The 25,953-nt window shown below is 74.6% G+C and carries 23 protein-coding genes; 9 read left to right on the top strand and 14 right to left on the bottom strand.

The genetic code is table 11. The features are described 5' to 3' along the window. Positions 1-34: 34 nt before the first annotated feature. Together QWY28_RS07330 and QWY28_RS07325 are read right to left on the bottom strand one after the other, a co-directional pair. Entirely contained in the window at positions 35-1,114 is a 1,080-nt protein-coding gene (locus QWY28_RS07330) for a hypothetical protein (protein WP_300951664.1), read from the bottom strand. 25 nt (positions 1,115-1,139) lie between these two features. After that, positions 1,140-2,240, bottom strand: a complete 1,101-nt coding sequence (locus tag QWY28_RS07325; protein WP_300951663.1) for a WD40/YVTN/BNR-like repeat-containing protein — start codon at positions 2,238-2,240, stop codon at positions 1,140-1,142. Positions 2,241-2,282: 42 nt separating this feature from the next. Between QWY28_RS07325 and QWY28_RS07320 the strand changes: the two genes are divergently transcribed. The 4 genes from QWY28_RS07320 (at position 2,283) to QWY28_RS07305 (ending at position 5,740) form a co-directional block, all read left to right on the top strand. After that, on the top strand, positions 2,283-3,152 hold the full coding sequence (locus QWY28_RS07320; protein WP_300951662.1) for an EamA family transporter: 870 nt from the start codon (positions 2,283-2,285) through the stop codon (positions 3,150-3,152). A gap of 81 nt (positions 3,153-3,233) precedes the next feature. After that, entirely contained in the window at positions 3,234-3,473 is a 240-nt protein-coding gene (locus QWY28_RS07315; protein ID WP_300951661.1) for a hypothetical protein, read from the top strand. A gap of 136 nt (positions 3,474-3,609) precedes the next feature. Further along, positions 3,610-4,536, top strand: coding sequence for an alpha/beta fold hydrolase (locus QWY28_RS07310; RefSeq protein ID WP_300951660.1), 927 nt, complete (start codon positions 3,610-3,612; stop codon positions 4,534-4,536). 1 nt (position 4,537) lies between these two features. Next, positions 4,538-5,740 carry a PQQ-dependent sugar dehydrogenase gene (locus tag QWY28_RS07305; protein WP_300951659.1) on the top strand — a complete coding sequence of 401 codons (1,203 nt, stop codon included), beginning with the start codon at positions 4,538-4,540 and terminating at the stop codon, positions 5,738-5,740. Here the strand turns inward: QWY28_RS07305 and QWY28_RS07300 are convergent. From QWY28_RS07300 to gatC, 11 genes are all read right to left on the bottom strand, one after another. Then, complete coding sequence (locus tag QWY28_RS07300; RefSeq protein WP_300952285.1) at positions 5,730-6,485, bottom strand: ECF transporter S component; 756 nt, start codon at positions 6,483-6,485, stop codon at positions 5,730-5,732. The two genes, QWY28_RS07305 and QWY28_RS07300, sit on opposite strands and share 11 nt — an antisense overlap. A gap of 65 nt (positions 6,486-6,550) precedes the next feature. Further along, positions 6,551-8,119, bottom strand: coding sequence for an ABC transporter ATP-binding protein (locus tag QWY28_RS07295; RefSeq protein WP_300951658.1), 1,569 nt, complete (start codon positions 8,117-8,119; stop codon positions 6,551-6,553). Further along, positions 8,116-9,234 (bottom strand): CbiQ family ECF transporter T component, encoded by a 1,119-nt coding sequence (locus QWY28_RS07290; protein ID WP_439117234.1) that lies wholly within the window; start codon positions 9,232-9,234, stop codon positions 8,116-8,118. The genes QWY28_RS07295 and QWY28_RS07290 overlap by 4 nt, the downstream gene beginning before the upstream one ends. Before the next feature lie 7 nt (positions 9,235-9,241). Next, the gene (locus QWY28_RS07285) at positions 9,242-10,237 is read right to left on the bottom strand and encodes a hypothetical protein (RefSeq protein ID WP_300951656.1); all 996 of its coding nucleotides are present in this window, start codon (positions 10,235-10,237) and stop codon (positions 9,242-9,244) included. Continuing rightward, positions 10,177-11,259, bottom strand: a complete 1,083-nt coding sequence (locus QWY28_RS07280; RefSeq protein WP_300951655.1) for a prenyltransferase/squalene oxidase repeat-containing protein — start codon at positions 11,257-11,259, stop codon at positions 10,177-10,179. Before QWY28_RS07280 ends, QWY28_RS07285 begins: the two co-directional genes overlap by 61 nt. A gap of 280 nt (positions 11,260-11,539) precedes the next feature. Then, a complete protein-coding gene (locus tag QWY28_RS07275) occupies positions 11,540-12,883 on the bottom strand; it encodes a phospholipase D-like domain-containing protein (RefSeq protein WP_300951654.1) in 1,344 nt (447 codons plus the stop codon). A 134-nt stretch (positions 12,884-13,017) separates the two neighbouring features. Then, complete coding sequence (locus QWY28_RS07270; protein WP_300951653.1) at positions 13,018-13,758, bottom strand: calcium-binding protein; 741 nt, start codon at positions 13,756-13,758, stop codon at positions 13,018-13,020. A 31-nt stretch (positions 13,759-13,789) separates the two neighbouring features. Further along, positions 13,790-15,199: a phospholipase D-like domain-containing protein gene (locus QWY28_RS07265; protein ID WP_300951652.1), complete on the bottom strand. Its 1,410-nt coding sequence runs from the start codon at positions 15,197-15,199 to the stop codon at positions 13,790-13,792. Between the two features lie 216 nt (positions 15,200-15,415). Beyond that, a complete protein-coding gene (gene gatB, locus QWY28_RS07260) occupies positions 15,416-16,924 on the bottom strand; it encodes an Asp-tRNA(Asn)/Glu-tRNA(Gln) amidotransferase subunit GatB (protein WP_300951651.1) in 1,509 nt (502 codons plus the stop codon). Then, entirely contained in the window at positions 16,921-18,471 is a 1,551-nt protein-coding gene (gene gatA / locus QWY28_RS07255; RefSeq protein WP_300951650.1) for an Asp-tRNA(Asn)/Glu-tRNA(Gln) amidotransferase subunit GatA, read from the bottom strand. Before gatA ends, gatB begins: the two co-directional genes overlap by 4 nt. Continuing rightward, on the bottom strand, positions 18,468-18,767 hold the full coding sequence (gene gatC / locus QWY28_RS07250; RefSeq protein WP_300951649.1) for an Asp-tRNA(Asn)/Glu-tRNA(Gln) amidotransferase subunit GatC: 300 nt from the start codon (positions 18,765-18,767) through the stop codon (positions 18,468-18,470). Before gatC ends, gatA begins: the two co-directional genes overlap by 4 nt. A 101-nt stretch (positions 18,768-18,868) precedes the next feature. Here gatC and wrbA point away from each other — a divergent pair, with 101 nt between their 5' ends. The 3 genes from wrbA to QWY28_RS07235 all read left to right on the top strand — a co-directional run bounded on the left by wrbA (position 18,869) and on the right by QWY28_RS07235 (position 21,323). Beyond that, on the top strand, positions 18,869-19,468 hold the full coding sequence (gene wrbA, locus QWY28_RS07245) for an NAD(P)H:quinone oxidoreductase (protein ID WP_300951648.1): 600 nt from the start codon (positions 18,869-18,871) through the stop codon (positions 19,466-19,468). A 201-nt stretch (positions 19,469-19,669) separates the two neighbouring features. After that, the gene (locus QWY28_RS07240) at positions 19,670-20,191 is read left to right on the top strand and encodes a SigE family RNA polymerase sigma factor (protein WP_300951647.1); all 522 of its coding nucleotides are present in this window, start codon (positions 19,670-19,672) and stop codon (positions 20,189-20,191) included. Further along, positions 20,184-21,323, top strand: a complete 1,140-nt coding sequence (locus QWY28_RS07235; protein WP_300951646.1) for a hypothetical protein — start codon at positions 20,184-20,186, stop codon at positions 21,321-21,323. The genes QWY28_RS07240 and QWY28_RS07235 overlap by 8 nt, the downstream gene beginning before the upstream one ends. A gap of 21 nt (positions 21,324-21,344) precedes the next feature. On the opposite strand, the gene ligA is transcribed toward QWY28_RS07235, so the two are convergent. After that, positions 21,345-23,513 (bottom strand): NAD-dependent DNA ligase LigA, encoded by a 2,169-nt coding sequence (gene ligA, locus QWY28_RS07230; RefSeq protein ID WP_300951645.1) that lies wholly within the window; start codon positions 23,511-23,513, stop codon positions 21,345-21,347. Between the two features lie 169 nt (positions 23,514-23,682). Between ligA and QWY28_RS07225 the strand changes: the two genes are divergently transcribed. After that, positions 23,683-24,294, top strand: coding sequence for a TetR/AcrR family transcriptional regulator (locus tag QWY28_RS07225; protein ID WP_300951644.1), 612 nt, complete (start codon positions 23,683-23,685; stop codon positions 24,292-24,294). Between the two features lie 20 nt (positions 24,295-24,314). Continuing rightward, positions 24,315-25,949, top strand: coding sequence for an MFS transporter (locus tag QWY28_RS07220; RefSeq protein WP_300951643.1), 1,635 nt, complete (start codon positions 24,315-24,317; stop codon positions 25,947-25,949). The last annotated feature ends 4 nt before the right edge of the window (positions 25,950-25,953 follow it).

The raw sequence follows: 25,953 nt of genomic DNA, 5'->3' as shown, positions 1-25,953 counted from the left end.
ACGTGTGGACCGGATCGTCCGGACCGCGCCAGGATCAGCGGTACGCCGGTGCGGGCCGCAACGCGTGCTCACCCCAGCGGCGGACGAGCTGCGCCGCCGTCTCGGCCGCCCACCGGCGCAGCGGCTCCGGGCCGGGCGTGCGGGCCGCGAGCTCCAACCGGGTGATGACCATCGTCCACCGGCCGGGCCGGCGGTCCTCGTCGGCGTTGCGGGCGGCGGGCTCCTCGAGCGCGCCGGGCAGGAACCACCGGACGCTGACCAGGCACCACAGCAGGGTGGCGGCGTCGAGGTCGGCCGCGAACGAGGTGGGCACCGGCCCGCCGCCGTACGACGCCTCGAGCATGCTCGCGAGCGCGCGGTGAGCGTGGTCGGCGGGCACCTGCCAGGCGCACCAGCAGGACGGCCACGGCACGCGGAGGTACGCCGCGTCCCAGGCGCGGTGGCGGACCTGCGCGTACTCGAAGTCGAGCAGTCGCGCGCCGTCCTCGGCCAGGAGGTTGTTGTCCGGGCAGGCGTCCCCTGGGGAGAGCACCGCGTCGGCGGGATCGGTGAGCGGGGCGAGCGCCTCGGCGAAGGCCGCCGGCACGGCGTCCGACCAGGGGAGGTCGTGGGCAGCCACGAGCGCTGCGAGCCCCGTCGGCGCCTCCTCCACCTCCTCGGCCACCGCATCGGCGCGGAGCCCCGGCCCGAGCGCGGTGGCGAACTCCTCGCCGCGCCCGTGCGTGCGGTGGTGGAGCCGGCCGATCGCAGTCGCCCAGGCGACCAGGCCCTCGCCGGCACGTCGGGGCGCGTCGGCACCCCGGGCGAGCAGGAGGTCGGCCAGGCTGCCGGGGTCGCCGAGGTCCTCCAGGACGGTCACGGCCGGACCGTCGCTCGGGTACGAGACGGCGAGGATGCGTGGGGCGCCCTCGCCGTCCGCGAGCCGGAGCGCGGCCGACTCCCGCCGCCAGGTGCCGAGCGACGGGTCGCGGTAGTGCTTGACGACGACCGTGCGGTCGTCCGCGAGGCGCGCCCGCCAGACCCGGTTGCGGTCGCTGCCCGGCAGGACCGCCAGCGCCTCGATCGCCGGAGACCCGAGGAGGGCCGCAGCCGTCAGGAGCGCGTCGTCGTGCACGCGGCCCACCGTGGCACGCCGCGCCTCAGAGGTCGATCGCGGCGGCGCGCACGACCATGACGTCGGGCAGGTCGGCGACGACGCAGCGCCACGTCTCGCCGGCGTCGGAGGAGCCCCAGACGGTGCCGTTGCGGGCGCCGACGTACAGCCCCGGCGCGGCGTGGTCGTCGGCGCACATGGCGTCGCGGACGACGGCCACGAAGAACCCGTCCGGCAGCGCGCCCGCCTCGGAGCCGCCCAGCTCGGCCCAGGTGGCGCCGGCGTCCTGCGAGCGCCACACCCGCGCCCGGCCGTCGGGCGGGAACCGGCCCTCGCCGAGGGGAAAGACGTAGAGCGTGTCGGGGTCGTGGGGGTGGACGACGACCGGGAACCCGAAGTCGCTGGGCAGTCCCGCGGCGATCGAGGTCCAGGTCGCGGCGTGGTCGTCGGAGCGGTAGACCCCGCCGTGGTTCTGCAGGTAGAGCCGCTCGGGGCGCGCGGGGTGCCGCGTCACCTTGTGCACGCACTGGCCGAACTCGGGGAACTGCTCGCCCTCGGGCAGGAACTCCGCGCGGATGCCGGCGTTCCGCGGCTCCCAGGACTCGCCGCCGTCGGAGGTCTGGTAGACGCCGCCGGTCGAGATCGCGACGGTCACCGAGGCCGGGTCGCTCGGGTGCGGCAGCACGGTGTGGAACGCCTGCCCGCCGAACCCGGCACCCCACTGCTCGCGGTGCGGGTGGTCCCACAGGCCCCGCTGGAGCGCGAACGTCTCACCGCCGTCCTCGGAGCGGAACACCGCCCCGGGCTCGGTGCCGGCCCACACGACGCCGGGCTCGGTGCCCGGCGCCAGCTGCCAGACCCGCTCGACGGAGGCGTCGACGTCCTCGGGGAAGGCCACGGCCCCGCCGGGGGTGTCCGTCCAGGTCGCGCCGAGGTCGTCGGAGCGCCAGACCTGCGGGCCCAGCCAGGTCGAGGAGGCACCGGCCAGCAGCCGCGGCCGCCCGCCCCGGGTGTCGACGAGGCAGGAGTAGACCTCCTCCATCGCGAAGTGCGGGCCGCTGACCTGCCAGTCCTCGCGCGCCTCGTCCGAGCGCGCCACCCAGAGCCCCTTGCGGGTGCCCACCATCACCATCGTCCCGCGGGCCATCCCCGCTCCTTCCGTCGTGGAGGTGTCCCCTACCTTGACCCGGTGACGCGGACGAACTCATCGGCGGCGCTGTCGCCGGTCTGGCTGGTCCTCGTCGGCATCGCCTCGGTGCAGCTGGGCGCGAGCGTCGCGAAGAGCCTCTTCGACGAGGTGTCGCCCTCGACGATCGTGTGGCTGCGGCTCGTGACGAGCGCGCTGGTCCTGGTCGCGGTCGCCCGGCCGGCGCTGCGCGGCAAGACCCGTCAGGACTGGCTGGTGGTGCTGGGGTACGGCGCGTCGCTGGGGTGCATGAACTGGGCGATCTACCAGTCCTTCCAGCGGATCCCGCTCGGCCTCGCGGTCACCATCGAGTTCGTCGGCCCGCTGACCCTCGCGGTCCTCGGCTCGCGACGCCTGCGCGACCTCGCCTGGGTCGGCCTCGCCGGGCTCGGCGTGCTGCTGCTCGGCTTCGAGCGCACCGACCTCGACCTCGCCGGCGTGGCCTACGCCGTCCTCGCCGGCGCCGCGTGGGCGGCGTACATCCTGCTCAGCGCGGCGACCGGCGCCCGCTGGCGCGGCCTGGACGGGCTGGCCGTCGCGAGCGTGGTGGCGACGCTGCTGCTCTCCCCCGTCGCGCTGGGGAGGTACGGCGACCAGCTGGCCGACCTGCACGTCGTCGCCATCGGCGCGCTGGTCGGGCTGCTCAGCTCGGTCGTGCCCTACACCTGCGAGCTGGTGGCGCTCCGGTCGATCCGGCCCTCGACGTTCAGCATCCTGATGTCGCTGGAACCGGCCGCCGCGGCGGTGGCCGGCATCGTGGTCCTGGGCGAGCTGCTGGCGCCCGTGCAGTGGGCGGCGATGGCGTGCGTGGTGGTCGCCAGCGTCGGGGCGACCCGCTCCGGCCGGGCCCTCGCGGAGCCGGTCCCGGACTAGGGCGGGCCGGCGCCGCTGCCGTTCACCCAGACGTCACACGCAGGTGACCCCGGTGACGTCGCCGCCACCTAGCGTCGAGCCATGGCCCTCCCCGCGACCCTCCCGCTCCTCCCGGCTCTCGTCCGTCGGGTCCGGGAGTGGCCCCAGGAGTCGCAGCTGGGGGCCAGGCGCAACGCCATGGTCGCCTCCACCGCGCTGGCCCGACGACGTGCCGAGCGGCTGGAGGTCGAGGAGTTCCTCGCCGCCCTGGCGGGGACGGCGAGGACGACCGTCCCGACGACCGCCCCGGCGGTCGCGACCAGGCACGCGGCGCACGGCTGAGACCGCCGGCTCGGCACCTCCCTGCCGGGCCGGCGGTCTCGTCCACCGCCACCCAGGAGCCATGAGAACCCGGAGCAGTCCGTGGGGTCCGCCACGCTTCCGGTCCCGGGTCGGCCCGCTCTGGCACCCTGGAGGCATGCAGTCCACCGCCCGCAGCGCCCCGGCCGCCACGATCGCCTTCCGTGACGTGCTCTCCGACGACGGCACGCGGCTCCGGGCATGGACCAACGACCCCGAGGAGCGCATCGACGGCCCGACGGTGCTGCTGTGCAACGGCCTGGGCACCAGCCCGTTCGCGTGGCCGGCGCTGCTGGACCCCGCCTGCGGCGTGCGCGTGGTCTCCTGGAACCACCGCGGCACCGGCGGCTCGGACCGGCCCACCCGCGCGGAGGCGTGCGGCGTCGACGAGCTGGTCGAGGACGCGCTGTCGGTGATGGACCACTTCGGGCTCGACCGCGTCGTCGTCGTGGGCTGGTCGATCGGCGTCAACACGATGTTCCAGCTCGCCGTCGACCACCCCGAGCGGGTCAGCGCGCTGTTCGCGGTCGCGGGCGTCCCGGGCGACACGTTCTCGACGATGCTCGGCCCGCTGCGCCTCCCCCGCGCCGCCGCGCGGGCCGTCACCGTCAACCTCTCCCGCGCCGTCCGGCTCGCGGGCCGGGCGATCACGCCCGTCACGACGCGGTTGCCGGTCGGCGAGAAGACGATCGCCGTGCTCAGCCACTCCGGCTTCATGCTCCCCGTGGCCGACCCGCAGCTGACGGCCGCGGCGGTCAAGGAGTTCCTGTCCACGCCGATCGACTGGTACTTCCACATGGCGCTGACCACCTCGCTGCACCGTCGGGTGCCGCTGAGCCGCGTCGAGGTCCCGTGCGTGTTCGTCGCGGGCCGCTGGGACCTGCTGGCCGGCGCGCGGCACATGGCCACCGCCGCCGACCGGATCCCGGGCGCCAGCTACGTCGAGCTGCCGGGCACCCACTTCGTCCAGATGGAGCACCCCGACGAGGTGCACCGGCTGCTGCTGGACCTCGTCGGCCGCGTCTCGGACGACAAGGTCGCCTGACGTGGCGTCCCGGCGCCGGTCGCTGGCGACGTACGCCGTCGCGACGCTCGTGCTGCCCCTCGCGCTCGCCGCCTGCGGGCAGGGCGGCGACGAGGTCGACGTCGACGTCACCGGCACCGCGCCGGCCACCCCGGCCGGCAGCTCGCCGGCGAGCCCGTCGGCGGGCGGCTCGAGCGGCCCGGGCGCGCCCCCGAGCGGGCGCACGGAGCTACCGACGTCGAAGCGCCCGACGGTCGTCGGGACCGTGGTCACCGGGCTCGAGGCGCCGTGGGGGCTGGACTTCCTGCCCGACGGCGACGCGATCGTCACCGAGCGCGACACCACGCGCGTCCTGCGGGTCACCGCCGACGGCGAGGTGACCGAGCTCGGCACGATCGACGCGGCGGCGCCCGAGGGCGAGGCCGGCCTCCTCGGCGTCGCGGTCTCGCCGGGCTTCGCAGACGACGGGCTGGTCTACCTCTACGTCTCGACCGCCGAGGACAACCGCGTCGTCCGCGCCGAGCTGCGCGGGGACCGCCTCGGCGCGACGGAGGACGTCCTCACCGGCATCCCGAACGGGTTCATCCACGACGGCGGGCGGATGGTCTTCGGCCCCGACGGCCATCTCTACGTCTCCACCGGCGAGACCGGCGAGCCCGAGCGCGCCCAGGACCGCGAGGACCTCGGCGGCAAGATCCTGCGGATCACCACCGACGGTGACCCCGCGCCCGGCAACCCGTTCGACTCGCCGGTCTGGTCGTGGGGCCACCGCAACGTCCAGGGGCTCGCGTTCGACGGCGAGGGCCGGCTGTGGGCCTCGGAGTTCGGCGACAGCACCTGGGACGAGCTCAACCTGATCGAGGCCGGCGCCAACTACGGCTGGCCCGAGGTCGAGGGGCGCGACGAGGGGACCATCGAGGGCGGCCCCAGCGGCGACTACGTCGACCCGCAGGCGCAGTGGCGCACCGACGAGGCCTCCCCGTCGGGCCTGGCGTACGCCGACGGGCACCTCTACCTCGCGGCGCTGCGCGGCGAGCGGCTCTGGCGGGTCCCGGTCGGCCCCGACGGGGCAGGCGAGCCCGAGGAGTTCCTGGTCGGCGACCACGGCCGGATGCGCACCGTCGCGTTCGCCCCCGACGGCCGGCTGTGGCTGACGACCAGCAACCGCGACGGCCGCGGCACGCCGGCCGAGGGCGACGACCGGATCCTCGTCCTCAAGCCCTGACCGACGGCTCCTCGGCGGGCCCCCGCACGACGCCGACCACCGTCGCCCGCCGGGCGGCCCGGCGCAGCGTGGTGAGCACCGCCGGGCCGAGCAGCACGATCGCCACGACGTTGGTGATCGCCCGGACGGTGTCGAAGCTGCCGGTCGACGTGACCAGCGTGTAGGTCAGGAACGTCGTCAGGTTGTCGACCAGGGACGCCCCCGGCACGAACGCCAGCGACCCCTCGTGGCCGGGCACCTGCACGCCGAGCAGGAACGGCCACGACGAGAGGTTCATCAGCGCGCCGAAGAGGTACGCCGCCACGACGCCGTACGCCGCCAGCATCGCGATCTCGGCCTTCCCGCGCACCCGCCGCGGGAGCAGGCCGGCCCCCATCCCGATCCAGGCCGAGCACATCATCTGGAACGGCAGCCACGGCCCGACGCCGGCGGTCATCAGCGCGGAGGTGAACAGCGACGTGCAGCCGAGCACGAACCCGAACCCCGGTCCGAAGACCCGGCCGGCGAGCACGAGCAGGAAGAACACCAGCTCCACGCCGGCCGTGCCGGCCGAGACCGCGCGCAGCACCGCCTGCACCGCGCTGAGCACGCCGAGGACGGCCAGCACGCGCGCGTCGAGCCCACCCTCGGTGAGCTCGGCGAGCACCACCGCGACGACGACCGGCAGCAGGGCGAGGAACAGGAACGGCGGGTCGACCCGCGCGTCGGCCGGCACCTCCAGGAGCAGCGGCCAGCACAGCATCATCAGCCCGGCCAGGGAGGCCACCGCGAGCACGAGCGCGGAGCGGCGCGAGACGCGCACGGCCGCCGTCACGCCGGCTCCAGCGCGGCCGCGACCTCGTCGACCCGCATCCAGGGCGGGCCGAGGACCTTGGTGACCTGCGGCGCGAACGACGGCGACTCCGCGACGACGCGGCGGGCCGGCCCGGCCGAGACCACCTCGCCCTCGGCCAGCACGACCGCCTCGTCGGCGGCATGGGCGACGAACTCGACGTCGTGGGTGGCGACCAGCACCGCGTGCCCGTCCGCGGCGAGGCGCCGCAGGGTGGCGGCGAGGACCTTCTTGGCGGCGTAGTCCAGGCCGCGGGTCGGCTCGTCGAGCAGCAGGACCCTCGGCTCGGCGGCGAGCACGAGCGCGAGGGCCAGCGCCAGCCGCTGGCCCTCGGAGAGGTCGCGCGGGTGGGCGTCGTCGGGCACGCCCGGGACGAGCGAGTCGAGGATCGCGCGGGTGCCGGGCCCGCCGGCCGCGCACTCCTCGGCGACGGTCTCGAGGTAGAGCAGGTCCGCCGCGTCCTGCGGCAGCAGCCCGACGACCGCGCGCCGGCCGGCCGGGTCGAGGCGCGCCGGGTCGGCGCCGGCCACGTCGACGGAGCCGCCGTGCCGCTTGCGGCTGCCCTGCAGCGCCCACAGCAGCGAGGACTTCCCGGCCCCGTTGCGTCCCATCAGTGCGGTCACCCGGCCGGCGTCGAGCGCGAGGTCGACCTCGCGCAGCGCGGTCGTCCGCCCGTGCACGACGGTCAGGCCCCGCGCGCCGAGGAGGGGTACGGCGGCCGGCTCGGGACGCGGGTCGGGTGCGGCGAGGTGCAGCGAGCGCGCGCGGCGCCGCGCGTCGCGGACGCTGAGCGGCAGCGGGCGCCACCCGGCGAGCCGGCCGAGCTCGACGATGGGCGGGGCGACCGGGGACGTCTCGAGCAGCTCGGCGGTCTCGCCGACCCGGACCGCGCCGGAGCCGTCGAGCAGCACCATCCGGTCCGCGAACGGCACCACCCGCTCGAGCCGGTGCTCGGCCAGCAGCACCGAGACGCCGAGGTCGTGGACGAGCCGGGTGAGCGTGGCCAGCACCTCCTCGGCCGCGGTGGGATCGAGCGCGCTGGTCGGCTCGTCGAGCACGAGCAGCCGGGGGTGCATGGTCAGCACAGCGCCGATCGCGACCCGCTGCTGCTGGCCGCCCGAGAGGGTCCGCAGGTCGCGGTCGCGCAGCGCGGCGATCCCCAGCAGGTCGAGGGTCTCCTCGACGCGTCGGCGCATCGTCTCCGGGGGCAGGCCGAGCTGCTCCATGCCGTAGGCGAGCTCCTCCTCGACGGTGTCGGTGACGAAGCCCGCGGCCGGGTCCTGCCCGACGTACCCGACGACGTGCGCGCGGTCCCGCGGCGGAGCGTGGAGGACGCTGGCGCCGTCGAGCAGCACGTCTCCGGTCAGCACGCCGCCGGAGAACCGCGGCACCAGGCCGGTGACCACACCGAGCAACGTGGACTTGCCGACCCCGGTCGGACCGCTGACGAGGACGAGCTCGCCCTCCTCGATCGTGAGGTCGACGCCGTCGAGGACGGCCGGCCGGTCCCCGCCGTAGCCGAAGGTGATCCCGCGCAGCTCGATCACGCGCCCACCGTCCGGGGCTCGGGCGCGACGACGGCGGCGAGGACGCCGACCAGCACCCCGGCGAGCAGGGCGATGCTGATCTCCGGGACCCGGGTCAGGTCCGGGTAGGCGATGGGGACCTGGTGGCGGCTGGCCCAGACGCCGACCGCGCCGACGACGACGCCGGAGGCCACGACGACCACCTCGGGCCAGCGCCAGCGGTCGGGGCGGTAGCGGGTGCGGTCGACCCGGCGCCCGGCGGTCGCCAACCCGGCGACCGCGGCGACCAGGCCGAGGCCGAGCATGGGGCCGGCGAGCACCCGCGGGGCGGTCTGGTCGAGCACGCCGTAGACCCCGACGCAGATCCCGCCGAGACCGACGAGCAGCAGCGCGCCGGTCGTCCACCGCTCGGCACGGGTCTGGCCGGGCGCCCGGCCGTAGCCGCGTGCGTCCATGCCGGCCGCGAGCGCCAGCGACCGCTCGAGCGCGTCCTCGAGCACCGGCACCAGCACCCGCCGCAGGCCGCGGACCCGCCGCTCCTCCCCCGCCCGGAGCTGCTGGGCGGCGCGGACCCGGCGGACGCTGTCGGCCAGCTGGGGCAGCACGGTCACGGCGACGACGAGCGCCGTGCCGACCTCGTGCAGCGCCGGCGGCACCGAGCGCAGCAGCCGCTTGGGGTTGGCCAGCGCGTTCGCGGCGCCGATGCAGACGATGATCGTGGCGAGCCGCAGCCCGTCGTACACCCCGCTCAGCAGGCCCTCGCGGGTCAGCGGGCCGAGCAGCCGGATGCCCAGGACCCAGTCCGGGAGCGGCACCTCCGGCAGGTCGAGCAGCACGGTGCCGGGGTAGCTGCCGCCGAAGACGATGCGGAAGACCACCCGCGTCACCAGCACGACGACCGCGAGCCAGAGGTAGAGGCGGAACGACGCGGCCCACGGCTGGTCCGAGCGGCGGGCGACGACCACCAGGGTGGCGACGGCGAGGAGCAGGCCGAGCACCAGCGGGTTGGTGGTCGAGGAGGCGGCGGTCGCCAGGCCGATCGCCCAGACGTACCACGCGACGGGGTGCAGGTCGCGCGGCAGCCGGGCCGCACCGACCCGCTCCCGTGCTCCCGCTGCACCCGTCACTGCCGGCATCGCGCGGTCACGGCCTCCCAGACGCGCGCCGGCGCTGGAGCACCATCGCGACCGCGACGAGCAGCAGCGCCACGAAGACCAGCGGCACCCAGGCGGGCAGCCCCTGGTCATCCGGCTCGGCGGCCGTCGGGGCGGTCTCGTCGTCGACGGCGGGGTACGTCGTCGCGCCGGCCTCCGACGGGCTCGGTGCGGCCGGGGCCGAGGTCTCCGCGCCGGACCGGTCGCCCTCGCGGTCGCCCCGGCGGTCGCCCTTGCGCCCGGCCGCGCCCTCGCCCGGCGACGCGGTGGCAGACCCACCGGCGCTCGGCGAGGCGCCCGGCGTCGAGGCGCCGGTCGGCGCGGCGGGGCCGCTCGCGCCCGGTGAGCCCTGCGGACCGCGGGTGGGGCCCGCGCCGGAGGGGGCCTGGGGCGCCGGTTGGCCGGACGGGCCGGCCGGCGCGGCGGGGCTCGGCGTGGCGGCGGGCGCCCGGTGCGGGGCGGGGGTGGTGCTCGGCGGGCTCTTGCTGGTCGAGCCCTGCCAGGAGAACCCGACGTACCCGCCCTCGGGGACGGTGAGGCTCCCCGCGCCGGCCGAGGCGTAGATCCAGGACCCGTTCTTGCCGTCGGACCAGTAGAGCGCCCAGTAGGCGTCGGCGGGCGAGGCGTTGACGCACGGGTCGTCGGCGGGGACGCCGGCCACCCGGCAGACGAAGCCCGGGTCGCGCTGGGCGTAGGTCAAGGGGTACCCGGCCGCGGCGAAGACGGCTGCGGCGGTGTCCCCGCCGCCGTCGGCCACGCAGACCTGCTGCACGCCGCCGCCGAGCTCGTTGTGGTCGACCACGGCGGTGACGCCGTCGGCGCTCGAGCAGGCCGCGGCCCCGGCCGGCGCGGCCGGGACCACCGCACCCGCCGCCGCGGCCACGAGGATCGCGGCGGCGAGCCGGGCGAGCAGGCGGCGCAGCATCAGCGGCAGCCGGCGACGTACGACAGGCCGGGCGCGCTCTGCGCGGTGGCGCGGCGCCACTGGTCGCGCTCCTCGACCGAGATGCCGTCGCGGCCGGCCTTCTTCGCGGCCCGGTCGAAGGCGACGGCGCCCTTCTCGCCCGCGAGCGGCGTGCCGGCGTTGGCGCTGGTCAGCTGCAGCTTCGCGACGGCGCGGGCGGCCGTGCGGGCGGCGCCGCAGCGGCCGGAGTCGCCGAGCGCCCAGGCGGCCAGCCCGGTGCTGTTGGCGTTCGGGTCGCCGCCGGTGCGCTGGCCCTGGCTGGCGTAGAGGCCGTCGCGCTGCTCCCGCTTCGCGAGCCAGGCCAGCGCCGCCGTGACCGCGCGCTTGACCTTGGTCGTCGGCTGCGGGACCTCGCGCAGGCTGAGCACGGCGGCGGCGGTGGCGTCGACGCTCGGCTTGGCGTTCGCCCGCGGGGCGTCGGCGCAGCTCTGGGTCGCGGCGTCGGCGGCGTCCAGCGTCACGCGGAAGAAGCCGGCACCGCACTGCTGGGCGAGGAGGAACCGGACGGCCGACCCGGCCCGCGGGGAGCCGGCCACCGAGAGCGCCTCGGCGGCGAACGCCTGGCCGAGGGTGTTGGCGTAGTCGGCCGACCCCTGGTCCTGGATGCGTCCCTTCGCGGCGCCGGTCGCGACGACGCGCGCCTCGAGGCGCTCGACGAGGTCGACCCCGCCGAAGGCGCGGGCGTCGCCGCCGGTGCGCTGCGCCACGACGGCCGCCTTCGCGACCGACCCGGCGTAGACGTCGTCGGAGCCGAAGTCGACGCCGGTGGTCCAGCTGTCGACGTGCGGGGCGAGCGCGCGGCGGACCTTGCGGGCGTCCGCGGCCCGGCCGCCGACGGCGTCGAGCGCGATCGCGACGTCCGCGGTCAGCCCGTAGTCGTCGAAGTCGTACTGGTCGTTGTGGACCAGGCCGTCGGTGAGCTCACCGGTCAGCCACCGGGCAGCGGTGTCCTCGGCGGCGGCGTGGGCCGGCGCGGCGACGAGGCCGCCCGACAGCACGGCTGCGGCGATCCCTCCGGCGAGCAGGCGAGCGGCGTTGCGCATGTGTTCCTTCCCGCTGCGACAACGGGACGGCTGCGGCCGGGGACCCGGCGTGGCCACCCGCTGCGTTCCTCGACAGCGTGTGATCAGGCGTCGCGCACCAGGTGCTCCGGCTCGCCGCGTGGTCCCGTGGTGCTCGTCGTGCTGGGGACCGTCGGCCTACGGTTGCGGGTCAGCGCCGGAATCGGACCGGCTTCCCCTGGGTGCGGACGGTGTGGATGTCGCCAGGAGCGTACTCCACCGCCGCCCGCACCCACTCCCCCGCGGACGGGTGAGGAAGGCCTCAGCCCGCCTGGAGCAGCGCGTACGGGTCGACCCCGTCGACGCGCGTGCCGAGCGGCAGGTGCTCGGGCAGCACCACCGGCGCCGCGCCCGACCGGGCGCTCGTGCCGCGGGCGGCGGCCCGGCCACGGGGCGGCGGGTTGTCGAAGAGGCGCTCGACGAAGCGGTTGTACCGCTGCAGCGGGCCCTTGCCCTGCAGCCGGATCAGCACCTCGTCGCTCGGCAGCGCCGCGGGCGACCAGTTCGCCGAGCCGTTGAGGGTCATGGTGGCCCGGCGGTCCGCGCCGTACCGCCCGCGGACGGTCAGCACCTTGGTGTGGAGGTAGCGGTCGTAGACGCCGTCCCCGTTGAAGTCCTGGGTGATCTGGCGCAGCGGCACCGGGCGCGGGCCCTCGCGGCGCAGGATCCGCAGCACCTCGTTGCCGGCGACGGCGTACACGATCTTCACGTTGCAGCCGGCATTCTGCTTGCGGCGCACGGCCCAGGCGATCTTCTTGCCGCGCTCGCCGTGCCAGGAGGTCATCGAGATCCGGACCTTCGTCCGGCCGCTGGCGGTGTTGCGGGCGCCGGTGCAGGAGATCCGCGACATCTCGCGCAGCACCGGGTCGCCCTTCGTGCCGCGCCCGCGCCACGGGTAGACCATCGTGGTGAGCCCGCGGCCGAAGGACCGCTGGCGGTAGCCCTGCTTGACGTTGTCGTCCTGCCACATCTGCGCGAACACGGTCCGCAGCTCCTGGTAGACGGGCTTGCGGCCGACGACGGTGTACATGTCGTTCCACTGGCCGTACGCCGCGAGGTCGGTGGCGTTGAACGAGCCGTTCATCACCACCCACCGGGCCTTGCCGGCCTGGCTGAACAGGAAGAACTTCGAGTGGGCGATGCCGCCGCGGCCGCGGCAGGCGCTGACGCACTTGCGCAGGCCGCTGCGGAGGTAGGGCTTGCGCGAGGCGTTGCCCTTCTCCAGCGCGCGCTGCAGGCGGTTGACGCCACGGTTCGGGTTCTCGGGGTTGGCGTTGAGGCGGTCCATGACCACCTTGACGCCGACCTTGCGCTTGGCGTGGGCGCGGATCAGGGCGTCGACGACGTCGTCGCTGCGGACGTTCCAGCTCGCGATCCGGATCTGGCCCTTGCGCGGCACGGCGTCGATGGACTTGATGACGTGCCCGATCACCGCCCGCCGGGCGGCGCGGTCACCGAGCGGGTCGTTGGTCCGCACCCCGGCGGCCGGGGTGTAGCGCGCAGCCTCCGCCGGCACGGCCAGCGGGCCGGCGAGCAGGGCGAGCACGGCGACCAGCACGGTCGTCGCGGTGGCACGCGCAGGAGAGATGGGCAGGCGGTTGGTCATCGACGAGGCACCCCGGGATCGGCTCGGTCGTTGGGTCAGCTGCCCGACGACCGTAACAAGCACGACCCGCGCGTCCGCGGACCGGGGCGGGCTCGGCCCGTCGATGGCCGGCGGGCTTGCTCACTGGCAGCCGGTCAGCCCTCGGGCGCGGGGACGACCGTGACGACGCAGTTGCGCAGCGCGTCGAGCGGGTCGCGCTGCCCGACGTAGGTGATGCGTCCCGGCGGCCCGCCGAGCGTCGCGCAGAAGATGTCGTCGCGCACGCCGTCGTCGGTGGCGACCACCTCGTTGTCGCCCTCCTCGCCGTAGACCTCGTCGGCCCCGTCGCCGGGGTGGATCACGTCGATGCCCTCGTCGCCGGTGACCTGGTCGTCGCCGTCACCGGCGTCGATGAGGTCGTCGCCCTTGTCCCCGTCGAGCTCGTCGTCGCCGGCCCCGCCGGAGACCCGGTCGTCCCCCGGCCCGCCCTGCGGGTGGTCGTTCCCGTCGCCCCCGGAGACCACGTCGTCGCCGTCGCTGCCGTGCAGCCAGTCGTCCCCGGCACCGCCCAGGAGGCTGTCGGGGTCCGGCCCGCCGAGGAGCCGGTCGGCGCCGGCCGCCCCGCGGAGCGTGTCCGCGCCCGAGCCGCCCTCGATCCGGTCGTTCCCCGCGCCACCGTCACCGGTGTCGTCACCCGCGTTGAGCAGGACGACGTCGTCGCCGCCCCGGCCGAGCACGCGGTCGTCGCCCGCCTTGGCCTTGACGGCGTCCGCGGACGCCGTGCCGACGATCCGGTCGTCGCCCGGCGTGCCGCTCAGGGTGTCGGCCGACGCCGCGGCCGGCAGCAGGAGGACGAGGGTCGCCGCGGCGGTGAGGACCCGGTGAGAGGCGCGCATGCGGTCACGGTACGCCGCCGGCGTACCCCCGTCAGTCGACCTCGATCTCGGCGTAGGGGTCGAGCACGCCGAGCCGGCGACCGAGCAGCGGCCCGATCAGGCCGGGGTCGGGCGGGTTGCGGTAGAGCTTCTCGATCCACCGGTTGTAGTCGCGGAGCACCGGGGCGCGGCGGATCCGCAGCACCGCCTCGTCGCTGTTGAGGACCGCGGGCGACCAGTTCGCCGAGCCGTTGACCACGACGGTCGCCCGGCGGCTGTCACGGTAGCGGCCCTTGATGGTCAGCACCTTCATGTGGAGGTAGCGGTCGTAGACGCCGTCGCCGTCGAAGTCCTGGACCACCTGCTGGAGCCGGACGGGCCGGCGGCCCTCGCGGCGCAGAATCCGCAGCACCTCGTTGCCCATCACGGCGTAGACGACCTTCACGTCGCAGCCGTTGTTCTGCATCCGGCGCACCCGCCAGGCCAGGCGCGTGCCCCGCTCGCCGAACCAGCTGGTCATCGCGATGCGGACCTTGGTGCGGCCGCTGGAGGTGTTGCGCGCACCGCGGCAGCGCACCGCCTTGAGCTCGCTCAGCGCCGGGTCGAGGCGCTTGGCGCGCGGCCCGGCGTAGGGGTAGAAGAACGCCGTCACGGGGCCGACCCGCGTGCGGCTGTAGGCCTTGCGCACCGGCTTGTCGCGCCACATCTCGGTGAAGGTGCGGCGGAAGGCGCCGTACACCTTGGGCTTGCCGCGGACGACGTACACGTCGTTCCACTGGTTGCTCGAGGCCAGGTCGGTGGCGTTGAACGACCCGTTCATCACCACCCAGCGCGAGGCGCCGGCACGGCTGAAGAGGAAGAACTTCGAGTGCGAGATGCCCGTCGTGCCGCGGCAGGAGCTCACGCAGGACTTCACGTGGCTGCGGCGGACCGGGCGGCGCAGCTTGTTGCCGTTGACCGACAGCTCGCGCACGAGGCGGCGCACGCCCGGGTTGGGGTCCTCGCGGGTGCCGAGGTTGCCGCGCGACATGATCAGCCGGACGGTGACGCCACGGCGGTGGGCCGAGGCGAGCGCGCGGGTGATGCCGGCGTTGCGGACGTTCCAGCTCGCGATCCGGATCTCCCCGCGCCCCGGCGTGTGGTCGATCGCCTTGATCACCTGGCGCACGATCCGGCGACGCTGCCCGCGGTCACCGAGCGGGTTGTTGAAGACGACCCCCGCCCGCGGCTTCCACGGCTTGCCCTTCCCTCCCCTGCGGCCGGGCGCCGCCAGGCTCGAGAGCGCCGGCGCGGGTGCCGCCTGGCGCGCGGCGGCGGGCGCCGCGGCGGGCGCGGCCTGCGCCGGCGTACCGAGCGGCACCGGCCCGAGGAGGGTGGCGGTCAGCGTGAGGACCAGCGTGATGACCAGGGCGAGGACCGTGCTCAGCGCGAGCAGGCCCCCGGTGCGGCGGACGACGGACACGACTCTCCTGACGGCAGCAGAACGGCACGGTCCCCCAATGACCGTGAGAGCCCAGGGTACGGCGTCGTCACATCCGTCCCACGCGTCACACGCCGGTCGGCGCTCGACGAGGAAGTTTCGTCGGCCGGCCGTTGAACCTGTCGGTTGGCCGCTGGAACTTCATCGGCCAGCCGGGAGCTTCATCGGCCGGCCGATGAAGATCCCGGCCACCGCGACCTACGTGAGCTTCTCGAGGATCAGCTCGCGGACCCGGCCGGCGTCGGCCTGGCCGCGCATCTCCTTCATCACCGCGCCGATGAGCGCACCGGCCGCGGCGACCTTGCCGTCGCGGATCTTGTCGGCGACGTCGGGGTTGGCGGCGATCGCGTTGTCGACGGCGGTCGAGAGCGCGCCCTCGTCGGAGACGATCGCGAGCCCGCGCTTCTCGACGACCTCGTCGGGCGTCCCCTCGCCGGCGAGCAGGCCGTCGAAGACCTGGCGGGCCAGCTTGTCGTTGATCGAGCCGGAGTCGACGAGCGCCTGGACGCGGGCGACGTCGAGCGGCGAGACGCCGAGCGCCGCGAGCTCGGTGCCGGCCTCGTTGGCACGGCGGGCCAGCTCGGAGAGCCACCACTTGCGGGCGGCCGACGGCGTCGCACCGGCGGCGATCGTCTCCTCGACCAGCCCGAGGGCGCCGGCACCGACGGTGTCGCGCATCTCCAGGTCCGAGAAGCCCCACGCGGCCTGCAGCCGGGCCCGCTTCTGGGTCGGGTTCTCCGGCAGCGTCCCGCGCAGCTCCTCCACCCACGCCCGCGAGGGCGCGACGGGGACGAGGTCGGGCTCGGGGAAGTACCGGTAGTCCTCGGCGTCGGACTTCTCCCGGCCGCTGGTGGTGATCCCGGTGTCCTCGTGCCAGTGCCGGGTCTCCTGCAGGATCGAGCCGCCGCCGGAGAGGATCGCGCCGTGGCGCTGCATCTCGTAGCGGACCGCGCGCTCGACCGACCGCAGCGAGTTGACGTTCTTGGTCTCGGTGCGGGTGCCGAGCTCCCCGGTGCCCGTCGGCGCCAGCGACAGGTTGACGTCGGCGCGGATCGAGCCCTGGTCCATGCGGGCGTCGGAGACGCCGAGGGCGACGATCAGCTCGCGCAGCTGCGCGACGTACGCCTTGGCGATCTCCGGCGCCTTCTCCCCCGCGCCCCGGATAGGCTTGGTGACGATCTCGATGAGGGGGATGCCGGCGCGGTTGTAGTCGACCAGGGAGTACTCCGCGCCGTGGATGCGCCCGGTCGCGCCGCCGACGTGCAGCGACTTGCCGGTGTCCTCCTCCATGTGCGCGCGCTCGATCTCGACGCGGAAGGTCTCACCCTTGACGTCGACGTCCATGAAGCCCTCGAACGCGATCGGCTCGTCGTACTGCGAGGTCTGGAAGTTCTTCGGCATGTCCGGGTAGAAGTAGTTCTTCCGCGCGAACCGGCACCACTCCGCGATCTCGCAGTTGAGCGCCAGCCCGATCCGGATCGCCGACTCCACGGCCTTGCCGTTGACGACCGGCATCGCGCCTGGCAGCCCCAGGCAGGTCGGGCAGACCTGGGTGTTCGGCTCGGCGCCGAACTCCGTCGGGCAGCCGCAGAACATCTTCGAGGCCGTGTTCAGCTCGACGTGGACCTCCAGGCCGAGGGCGGGGTCGTACGCCGCCAGCACGTCGTCCCAGGGCAGCAGCGCCTCGCGGGTGCTCGTGGTGGTCATCGGTCGTCCTCTCGCTGGTCGAGCTTGTCGAGACCGCGGGCCTGGGCCAGCAGCGGGCCGCCCCAGCGCGCGTGGAGGGCTGCCTCGAGGGCGGCCCCGACGCGGTAGAGCCGGTCGTCGGCCAGCGCCGGTGCGAGCACCTGGAAGCCCGCGGGGAGGCCGTCCTCGTCGGCGAGGCCACTGGGCAGCGAGATGCCCGGCACGCCGGCGAGGTTGGCCGGGATGGTGGCGAGGTCGTTGAGGTACATCGCCACCGGGTCGTCGAGCTTCTCACCGAGCTTGAACGCGGTGGTCGGCGCCGTCGGCGAGACCAGCACGTCGGCCTGCTCGAAGGCGGTCGCGAAGTCGCGGCTGATCAGCGTGCGGACCTTCTGCGCCTGCCCGTAGTAGGCGTCGTAGTAGCCGCTCGAGAGGGCGTAGGTGCCCAGGATGATCCGGCGCTTGACCTCGTCGCCGAAGCCGGCGTCGCGGGTCGCCCGCATGACCTCCTCGGCGCTCGGGTTGTCGATGCCCTCAGGGAGGACGCGCAGGCCGTAGCGCATGGCGTCGAACTTCGCCAGGTTGCTCGACGCCTCGCACGGCATCACGAGGTAGTAGGTCGCGAGCGCGTGCACGAAGCTCGGGCAGGACACCTCGACGACCTCGGCACCGGCCTCGACCAGCAGCTGGACGGCCTCGGTGAACCGGGCCTGGACGCCAGCCTGGTAGCCCTCGCCCTGCAGCTCCTTGATCACGCCGACCCGCAGGCCGGCGAGGTCGCCGGTCGCGCCCTGCTCCGCGGCGGCGACGAGCGCCGGCAGCGGCTGGGCGATGCTCGTGGAGTCGAACGGGTCGTGCCCGCCGATCAGCTCGTGGAGCAGCGCGGAGTCCAGGACGGTGCGGGTCACCGGGCCCACCTGGTCCAGCGAGTTGGCCATGGCGACCAGGCCGTAGCGGGAGACGCCGCCGTACGTCGGCTTGACCCCGACGGTGCCGGTGACCGCGCCGGGCTGGCGGATCGAGCCGCCGGTGTCGGTGCCGAGGGCGAGCGGGGCCTCGAAGGCCGCCACGGCCGCCGCGGAACCGCCGCCGGAGCCGCCCGGGATCCGGTCGAGGTCCCAGGGGTTGCGGGTGGGCCCGTACGCCGAGTGCTCGGTCGAGCTGCCCATCGCGAACTCGTCCATGTTGGTCTTGCCGAGGATCGGCAGGCCCGCGTCCTTGAGCCGCTTGACGACCGTGGCGTCGTACGGCGGCAGCCAGCCCTCGAGGATCTTCGAGCCGCACGTCGTCGGCATGCCGACGGTCGTGAGCACGTCCTTGACCGCGATCGGCACGCCGTCCAGGCGCGAGGCCGGCGCACCGGCCGCGCGGCGCGCGTCGGACTCGGCGGCCTGGGCCAGCGCGGACTCGGCGTCGACGTGGAGGAAGGCGTGGACCGCCCCGTCGACCTCGGCGATGCGGTCGAGGTGGGCCTGGATCAGCGCGACCGAGGTGGTCTCGCCGGCCGCCAGGGCGTCGGCCAGCGCGGCGGCGGTGCGGGTCTCGGGACCCGGCGTCGCGGCGCTCACTGCTCGTCCCCCAGGATCCGCGGCACGGCGAAGCGCTGCTGCTCGACGGCGGGCGCCATCGCGAGCGCCTCCTCGGGGGTCAGGGACGGGGTCACGACGTCCTCGCGGAACACGTTGGTCAGCGGCAGCGGGTGCGACGTCGGCGGGACGTCGTCGCCGGCGACGCCGGTGATCGAGGCGACCGACTCCAGGATCACCGACAGCTGCGGCGCGAGGTGGTCGAGCTCGGCGGCGTCCAGGTCGATCCGGGCGAGGTTCGCCAGGTGCGCGACCTCGTCACGCGTTATCTCAGGCATGGGTCGATCTTAGGATCCCGGCCGGTTTGCCTCGTCGCCGGTCGGGCACCGGAATGTTGAAAGGTCAACGAGACGACTCCCGACCCGGACGGAGCCCCCGCATGCCGAGCACCAAGCTCACGATCGTCTACTACTCCTCCTACGGCACGACCCACCGCATGGCGCAGCGCATCGCCGAGGCCGCCGAGAAGCAGGGCGCCGAGGTGCGCCTGCGCCACGTCGCCGAGACCGCGCCGACCGAGGTCGTCGAGGGCCAGGAGGCGTGGGCCGCCCACCGGCGCGAGGTCGAGGGCCAGCCGGTCGCCACGCCCGAGGACCTCGACTGGGCCGACGCCGTGGTGTTCGGCTCGCCGACCCGCTACGGCCACGTGACCAGCCAGCTGCAGTCCTTCATCGACACCCTCGGCCCGCTGTGGGCACAGGGCAAGCTGGCCGACAAGGTCTACACCGCCTTCACGTCCTCCCAGACCCGCCACGGCGGCCAGGAGTCCACGCTGCTGGCGATGCACACCACCTTCGCCCACTTCGGCGGCATCATCGTCCCGCCGGGCTACACCGACCAGCTGAAGTTCAACGACGGCAACCCGTACGGCGTCGGCAAGGTCACCGGCCAGTCCACCGAGCTCGACGAGCACGACCTCGCCGCCCTCGACCACCTGGTCGTCCGCGCCCTCACCGTGGCCGAGAAGCTGGCCGGCTGAGCCTTCGCTCCACCTCGCTCCACCGCTGCAGGAGTCCCCGGTCAACCGGGGACTCCTGCACCTTTCAGGGGAGATCCCCCCTGAGAAGTGCAGGACTTCCCTGAGAAGTGCGACGGCTGGGACGTACGCCGCCGGGCGGCCCAACCGATCCTGGTCGCCGCGGCATCTGTTCGGGTAGACACCTCCCGACAGGAGCCGCCCGTGCCACGACCACCCTCCGACGCCGAGTTCGGCGAGCTCGTCCACGCGACGTGGCCCTCGCTGTACCGCACGGCGTACCTCCTCCTCGGCGACCGCGCCGAGGCCGAGGACCTCGTGCAGACGGCCCTCGCCAAGACCTACGCCTCGTGGTCGCGGGTGCGCACGGTCGAGGCGGCCCCGGCGTACGCCCGGACCGTCCTGGTGAACACCGCCGGCTCGTGGTTCCGCAAGCGCGGCTGGCGCAACGAGCGCCCGACCGGCGAGCTGCCCGAGCACGTCGCACCCGCCGCCGACCCCGCGGACCGCCCGACGCTCGTGGCCGCCCTCGCCCGCCTCGCCCCGCGCCAGCGCGCGGTCGTGGTGCTCCGCTACTACGACGACCTCTCGGTCGCCCAGGTCGCCGCTGCGCTCGGGTGCAGCGAGGGGACCGTCAAGAGCCAGACCTCCGACGCCCTCGCCCGGCTGCGCGTGCTGCTCGGCGACGCCGTCGTCCCGCACACCTCAGGAGCCCACCGTGACTGACCGTCTCTCCGCCCTCCTCCGCGCCGAGGCCGACGAGCTCCGCGTGCCGCCCGCCGACGCCGCCGCCGTGCTCGCAGGCGGTCGTCGGCTCCGGCGTCGCGGCCGCGCCGCGTCGGGCGCCGCCGCGCTCGCCATCCTGGCCCTCGTCGGTGGCACCGCCCTGGTGGCGACCGGCGGCGACGACCCGGCCGACCGAGTCGTCGACCTGCCGGTGGCCGCGCAGCCGGGGATCACCTGGGCGGTCGGCTCGGGGTCGACCGTCCACCTCGACGACGGCTCGAGCGTGGAGGTCGAGGGGGTGGTGACGTCGCTGTACTACACCTCCGCCGGCGTGCTCGTGCGGACCGGCGCCACGTCCTCGGCCGGGCAGGACGACCACCACTACGAGCTCGTCGACGGCGACGGCGAGCCCACGACGTTCGACCTCGACCTCGGCGACCGGGTCGCCAGCACCGACCCGTCCCTGCCCCTGATCGCCTACACCCGCTCCGGCGGGGACGCGCGCAGCTGGGAGGTGGTGCTCCGCGACGTGCGCAGCGGCGAGGAGGTGCGCTCCGTCCCGGTCGAGGGCGCCTTCACCTGGGCCGGCTGGGTGTCCCCGCCCGTCGCCCTCGACGGGGACACCGTGTACGTCGGGCTCGACGAGGCGACCCTCGCGGTCGACTGGCGCTCGGGCGAGGTCAGCACCAGCACGCTCCCCGGCAGCACGATGCCCGCGGTCCGCGGCGGCCGCGAGGTCATCGACGTCTTCGACGGACCGCGGGGAACGGAGGCCGAGGCCGTCGTGGACGTCGTCGGCAGCGCGGATCCGCTCGTGACCACCGCTCCCGACCAGCTGGCCAGCCTGTCCCCCGACGGCAGCACGGCCCTGCTGCACGGCTACCGGATGTGCCAGGACGATGACCGCTGCCGGTTCACCGAGGACGGCGTGCTCGTGGACCTCGAGACCGGTCGGCGCAGCGAGGTCGCCCTGGACGGCGCCTCCGGGTCCGGCTGGACCACCGACGGCCACCTGGTCGTGGTCAGCGAGGAAGCCGTCGAGGTCTGCGACGACGCCGGCACCTGCGAGCCCACCGCGGTCACCGTCGACGACGCGGGGCTGCGCGTCGCCGGCAGCCTGTACGAGGCGTGACGCGCGCCTGCCGGGGGCGGCTCAGCCCTCGGCAGGCTCCGGCGCGGGCTCGGGCTCGGGCTCGGGCTCGGACTCAGCGTCGGACTCCGCGTCGGCCTCGGGCGGGCGCACGGCGTCCGGGCCACCCTCGAGCAGGGCGCGGAAGCCGTCCTCGTCGAGCACCGGCAGGCCCAGCTGCTCGGCCTTGTCGGCCTTGGAGCCGGCGTTCTCCCCGACGACCACGAAGTCGGTCTTCTTCGAGACCGACCCCGCCGCCTTGCCGCCCCGGGCGAGGATCGCCTCCTTGGCCTCGTCGCGGCTGAAGCCGGCGAGCGAGCCGGTGACGACCACGGTCAGCCCCTCGAGCGTCCGCGGCGTCGACTCGTCGCGCTCGTCGGCCATCGAGACGCCGGCGGCGGTCCACTTCTCCACGATCTGGGCGTGCCAGTCGACGCCGAACCACTCGATCACCGCCTCGGCGATCGTGGGCCCCACCCCCTCGGCGGCGGCGAGCTCGTCCTCGGTCGCCGCCCGGATCCGCTCCATCGACCCGAACTCCTGCGCCAGCGCCCGCGCGGCGGTCGGCCCGACGTGGCGGATGGAGAGCGCGACGAGCACCCGCCACAGCGGCACCTGCTTGCGCTCGCCCAGGTTGGCGAGGAGGCGCTGGCCGTTGGCGTTGAGCACCGGCCCGTCGCCCTCGCCCTTCTTCGGCGCGCGGGTGAACAGCGGCGCCCGCAGCAGCCCCTCCTCCGCGATGTCGAAGACGTCGCCCTCGTTGTCGATCACGCCGGCCTCGAGCAACGCGGTCGCGGCCTCGTAGCCGAGCCCCTCGATGTCGAAGGCGCCGCGCCCGGCGACGTGGAAGACGCGCTCGCGCGCCTGCGCGGGGCAGGACTCGTGGTTGGGGCAGCGGAGGTCCCGGTCGCCCTCCTTCTGCTGGTACAGCGGCGTCCCGCAGGCCGGGCACTCGGTCGGCATCACCCACTCCGGCAGGCCCTCGGGCCGCAGCGCCAGCACCGGCCCGACGATCTCGGGGATCACGTCGCCGGCCTTGCGCAGGACGACGGTGTCGCCGGGGCGCACGTCCTTGCGCTTGACCTCGTGGGCGTTGTGCAGCGTGGCCTTCTCCACCGTCGACCCCGCCACGCGGGTCGGCTCCATCCGCCCGAACGGCGAGACCCGGCCGGTGCGGCCGACCTGCACCTCGATGGCGTGGAGCAGGGTGTTGACCTCCTCCGGCGGGTACTTGAACGCGATCGCCCACCGGGGCGCCCGGCTGGTCGACCCGAGCCGCCGCTGCTGGCCGACGTCGTCGACCTTGAGCACGACGCCGTCGATCTCGTGCTCGACGTCGTGCCGGTGCTCGCCGTAGTGCTCGATGAACTCCTGCGCCTCGGCCAGCGACTCGACCACGCGGGCGCGGTCGGAGGTGGGCAGCCCCCACGCGCGCAAGGCGTCGTACGCCGCCGACTGGGCGCGCGGCTCGAAGCCCTCGCGCTTCCCGAGACCGTGGCAGACCATGCCCAGCGCACGGGTGGCCGTGACGCGCGGGTCCTTCTGGCGCAGCGACCCGGCGGCCGCGTTGCGGGGATTGGCGAAGACCGGCTTGCCCGCGTCGGTCATCGCCTCGTTGAGGCGCTCGAACGCCTCGACGGGCAGGAACACCTCGCCCCGCACCTCGACCAGCCGCGGGACCGGGTGCTCGTCGCTGTCAGTGAGCCGGTGCGGGACCGAGTCGATGGTCTTGACGTTCGGCGTGACGTCCTCGCCGGTCCGGCCGTCGCCGCGGGTCAGCGCGCGGACGAGGCGGCCGTCCTCGTAGAGCAGGTTGATCGCGAGCCCGTCGACCTTGAGCTCGCACAGCAGGGCGGGGTCCTCCACGCCGTCGCGCCGCAGCCGGCCGTACCACGCCTCGAGCTCCTCGGTGGAGAAGGCGTTGTCGAGGCTCTCCATCCGCTGCAGGTGGTCGACGGCGGTGAACTCGGTCGAGACCGCCCCGCCGACCTTCTGCGTCGGGCTGTCGGGGGTGCGCAGCTCGGGGTGCTCCTCCTCGAGCTCCTCGAGCCGCCGCATCCGGGCGTCGAAGTCGGCGTCGGAGAGCGTCGGTGAGTCCAGGACGTAGTAGCGCCAGCGGGCGTCGTCGATCTCCTCGGCCAGCCGCCGGTGCTCCTCGCGGGCGTCCTCGCTCGCCGGGGTCGGGTCGGTCATGGACACATCTTGCCGGGCGCCTCCGACAGTGCTGCGAGGAGCGCCCGCGAGGACCTGGGGCGGACTGGTCCAGACCGGCGGGAACAACGGTCGGTGGTGCCTGGTTGGCTACTCGATGGAACGAAACCGTTCCGTTTCGTCCAGGTGAACGAGAGGTGGACGACCCACCATGGTCCCGACCGGCGCCGACGCCGAGCACGCTCCCCGACCGCGCGTCGAGGGCGACCGCGAGCAGGAGATCCTTGCAGCGACCCTCGAGGTGCTCGGCGACGTCGGCTACGACCGGCTGACCATGGACGCGGTGGCCACCCGAGCCCGGGCGTCGAAGGCCACGCTCTACCGGCGCTGGTCCAGCAAGGCCCGGCTGGTGGTCGAGGCGCTGCACTCGACCAAGACCCCGACCGAGGTCCCCGACACCGGCAGCCTCCGCGAGGACCTGACCCTGCTGTTCTGCGGCTTCGGTCCCGGGGACGGCCTCATGGATCGCGAGCAGGTCGGTCTCTTCGCCAGCGTCATCACCGCCATCGCCCGCGACGCCGACTTCGCCGCCGCCTGGCGCGAGCACGTCGTACCCCTCAAGCAGGCGCCCTCCCGCGAGGTGTGGGAGCGCGCCGTACGCCGTGGTGAGGTCCGCGCGGACGCCGACCTCGACCTGCTCGAGGCGGCCCTGCCCGGGATCGTCCTGCACCGCGTCTTCGTCCTCGGCGAGGAGCCCACCCCCGAGCTCGTCGCCCGCGTCATCGACCAGATCGTCCTGCCCGCCGCCACCGACGGCCACTGAGAAGAGAAAGAGGACCACCCATGTCCGACACCACCACCACCGCCGACGCGGCGGCCGAGCCCGGGACGGGGCGCGCCCGGCACCTGGGCTGGGCGCTCGTGCTGATCTCCATCGCGCAGCTGATGGTCGTGCTCGACGCGAGCATCGCCAACATCGCGCTCCCCTACATCGGGACCGACCTCGACATCGGCGAGGCGAACCTGACCTGGATCGTCACCGGCTACTCCCTCGCCTTCGGCGGCCTGCTGCTCCTCGGCGGCCGGCTCGGCGACCTCTACGGCCGGCGCCGGATCTTCATGCTCGGCCTCGTCGTCTTCGCCGTCGCCTCCCTGCTGGGCGGCTTCGCGACCAACGAGCCGCTGCTGCTCGGCGCCCGCGGCCTCCAGGGCCTGGGCGCGGCGCTGGCCTCCCCCGCCGCCCTGGCGCTGATCACCACGACGTTCCCGGCCGGCCCGCAGCGCAACCGCGCCTTCGCGGTGTACGCCGCGATGTCCGGCGCCGGCGCGGCGGTCGGCCTTATCCTCGGCGGCTGGCTCACCGGCCTCGACAGCGTCTTCGGCGTCGACAGCCTCTTCGGCGTGGACCTCAACGGCTGGCGCCTGACGTTCCTGATCAACGTGCCGATCGGCATCGCCGCCGCCCTGCTCGCCCCGCGCTTCCTGCCCGAGTCGGAGTCGCACCCCGGCCAGCTCGACGTCCCCGGCGCCGTCACCGGCACCCTGGGCCTGCTCGCCCTGGTCTTCGGCTTCACCCGCGCCGGTGAGGAGGCGCACGGCTGGGGCGACCCGACGACGATCGCCTCGCTGGTCGCCGGTGTCGCGCTGCTCGTCGCGTTCGCCGTCGTGGAGTCCCGCGTCTCCCACCCGCTCCTGCCGGTGCGCATCTTCCAGAACCGCACCCGGGCCACCAGCTTCGCGGTGATGATGCTCGTCCCCGCGGCGATGTTCGCGATGTTCTACTTCCTGAGCCTCTTCATCCAGCAGGTCGTGGGCTACAGCCCGCTGCGGACCGGCTTCGCGTTCCTGCCGTTCTCGGTCGGCATCGTCATCGGCGCCGGCCTGTCGTCCAACCTGGTCAACCGGATCGACGCCCGCTACATCGCCGGCACCGGCAGCTTGATGGCTGCGGTCGCGCTGTTCGGCTTCTCCCGGCTGGACGTGGACGACTCCGCGCAGGCGCTGCTCACCGCCACCAACGGCCACGTCGGCGCGGACCTGAACTACTGGGCCTCGCTGTTCCCGTTCATCCTGCTGATGGCGGTCGGCATGGGCCTGACGTTCGTCCCCATGACGCTCACCGCGGTGCACCACGTCAAGGCGGAGGACTCCGGCATCGGGTCCGGCGTGCTCAACACGATGCAGCAGGTCGGCGGCGCGCTCGGCCTGGCCATCCTCAGCACGGTCTCGCTGCACTTCGCCACTCGCACCGGTGACGACCTCGCGCCGCAGCTGGCGCAGGCGGCCGGGAACGAGGCAGACGCCGGGACGATCGGCTACCTCTCGTTCGTCGGCTCCTTCACCGACGGGGCGACCGCGGCGTTCCTCGCCGGCGCCGTGATGATCCTGGTCGGCTCGCTGCTGATCTGGACGCTGCTCGACGTCAAGCACACCGAGCTCGCGACCGACGGCCCCGAGGGCGGGGTCCACGTCGGCTGATCCC

The organism is Nocardioides oceani (assembly GCF_030412965.1).
Classification (GTDB): domain Bacteria; phylum Actinomycetota; class Actinomycetes; order Propionibacteriales; family Nocardioidaceae; genus Nocardioides; species Nocardioides oceani.
This window is presented reverse-complemented; position numbering and strand designations above follow the sequence as displayed.

Bases quoted from the DNA above. Each gene is read 5' to 3' on its own strand.
- QWY28_RS07270 (WP_300951653.1), bottom strand. From the start codon at position 13,758: ATGCGCGCCTCTCACCGGGTCCTCACCGCCGCGGCGACCCTCGTCCTC.
- QWY28_RS07290 (WP_439117234.1), bottom strand. From the start codon at position 9,234: ATGCCGGCAGTGACGGGTGCAGCGGGAGCACGGGAGCGGGTCGGTGCG.
- gatC (WP_300951649.1), bottom strand. From the start codon at position 18,767: ATGCCTGAGATAACGCGTGACGAGGTCGCGCACCTGGCGAACCTCGCC.
- QWY28_RS07225 (WP_300951644.1), top strand. From the start codon at position 23,683: ATGGTCCCGACCGGCGCCGACGCCGAGCACGCTCCCCGACCGCGCGTC.
- QWY28_RS07275 (WP_300951654.1), bottom strand. From the start codon at position 12,883: ATGACCAACCGCCTGCCCATCTCTCCTGCGCGTGCCACCGCGACGACC.
- QWY28_RS07220 (WP_300951643.1), top strand. From the start codon at position 24,315: ATGTCCGACACCACCACCACCGCCGACGCGGCGGCCGAGCCCGGGACG.
- QWY28_RS07310 (WP_300951660.1), top strand. From the start codon at position 3,610: ATGCAGTCCACCGCCCGCAGCGCCCCGGCCGCCACGATCGCCTTCCGT.
- gatB (WP_300951651.1), bottom strand. From the start codon at position 16,924: ATGACCACCACGAGCACCCGCGAGGCGCTGCTGCCCTGGGACGACGTG.
- QWY28_RS07300 (WP_300952285.1), bottom strand. From the start codon at position 6,485: ATGATGCTGTGCTGGCCGCTGCTCCTGGAGGTGCCGGCCGACGCGCGG.
- QWY28_RS07315 (WP_300951661.1), top strand. From the start codon at position 3,234: ATGGCCCTCCCCGCGACCCTCCCGCTCCTCCCGGCTCTCGTCCGTCGG.
- QWY28_RS07280 (WP_300951655.1), bottom strand. From the start codon at position 11,259: ATGCGCAACGCCGCTCGCCTGCTCGCCGGAGGGATCGCCGCAGCCGTG.
- ligA (WP_300951645.1), bottom strand. From the start codon at position 23,513: ATGACCGACCCGACCCCGGCGAGCGAGGACGCCCGCGAGGAGCACCGG.
- wrbA (WP_300951648.1), top strand. From the start codon at position 18,869: ATGCCGAGCACCAAGCTCACGATCGTCTACTACTCCTCCTACGGCACG.
- QWY28_RS07325 (WP_300951663.1), bottom strand. From the start codon at position 2,240: ATGGCCCGCGGGACGATGGTGATGGTGGGCACCCGCAAGGGGCTCTGG.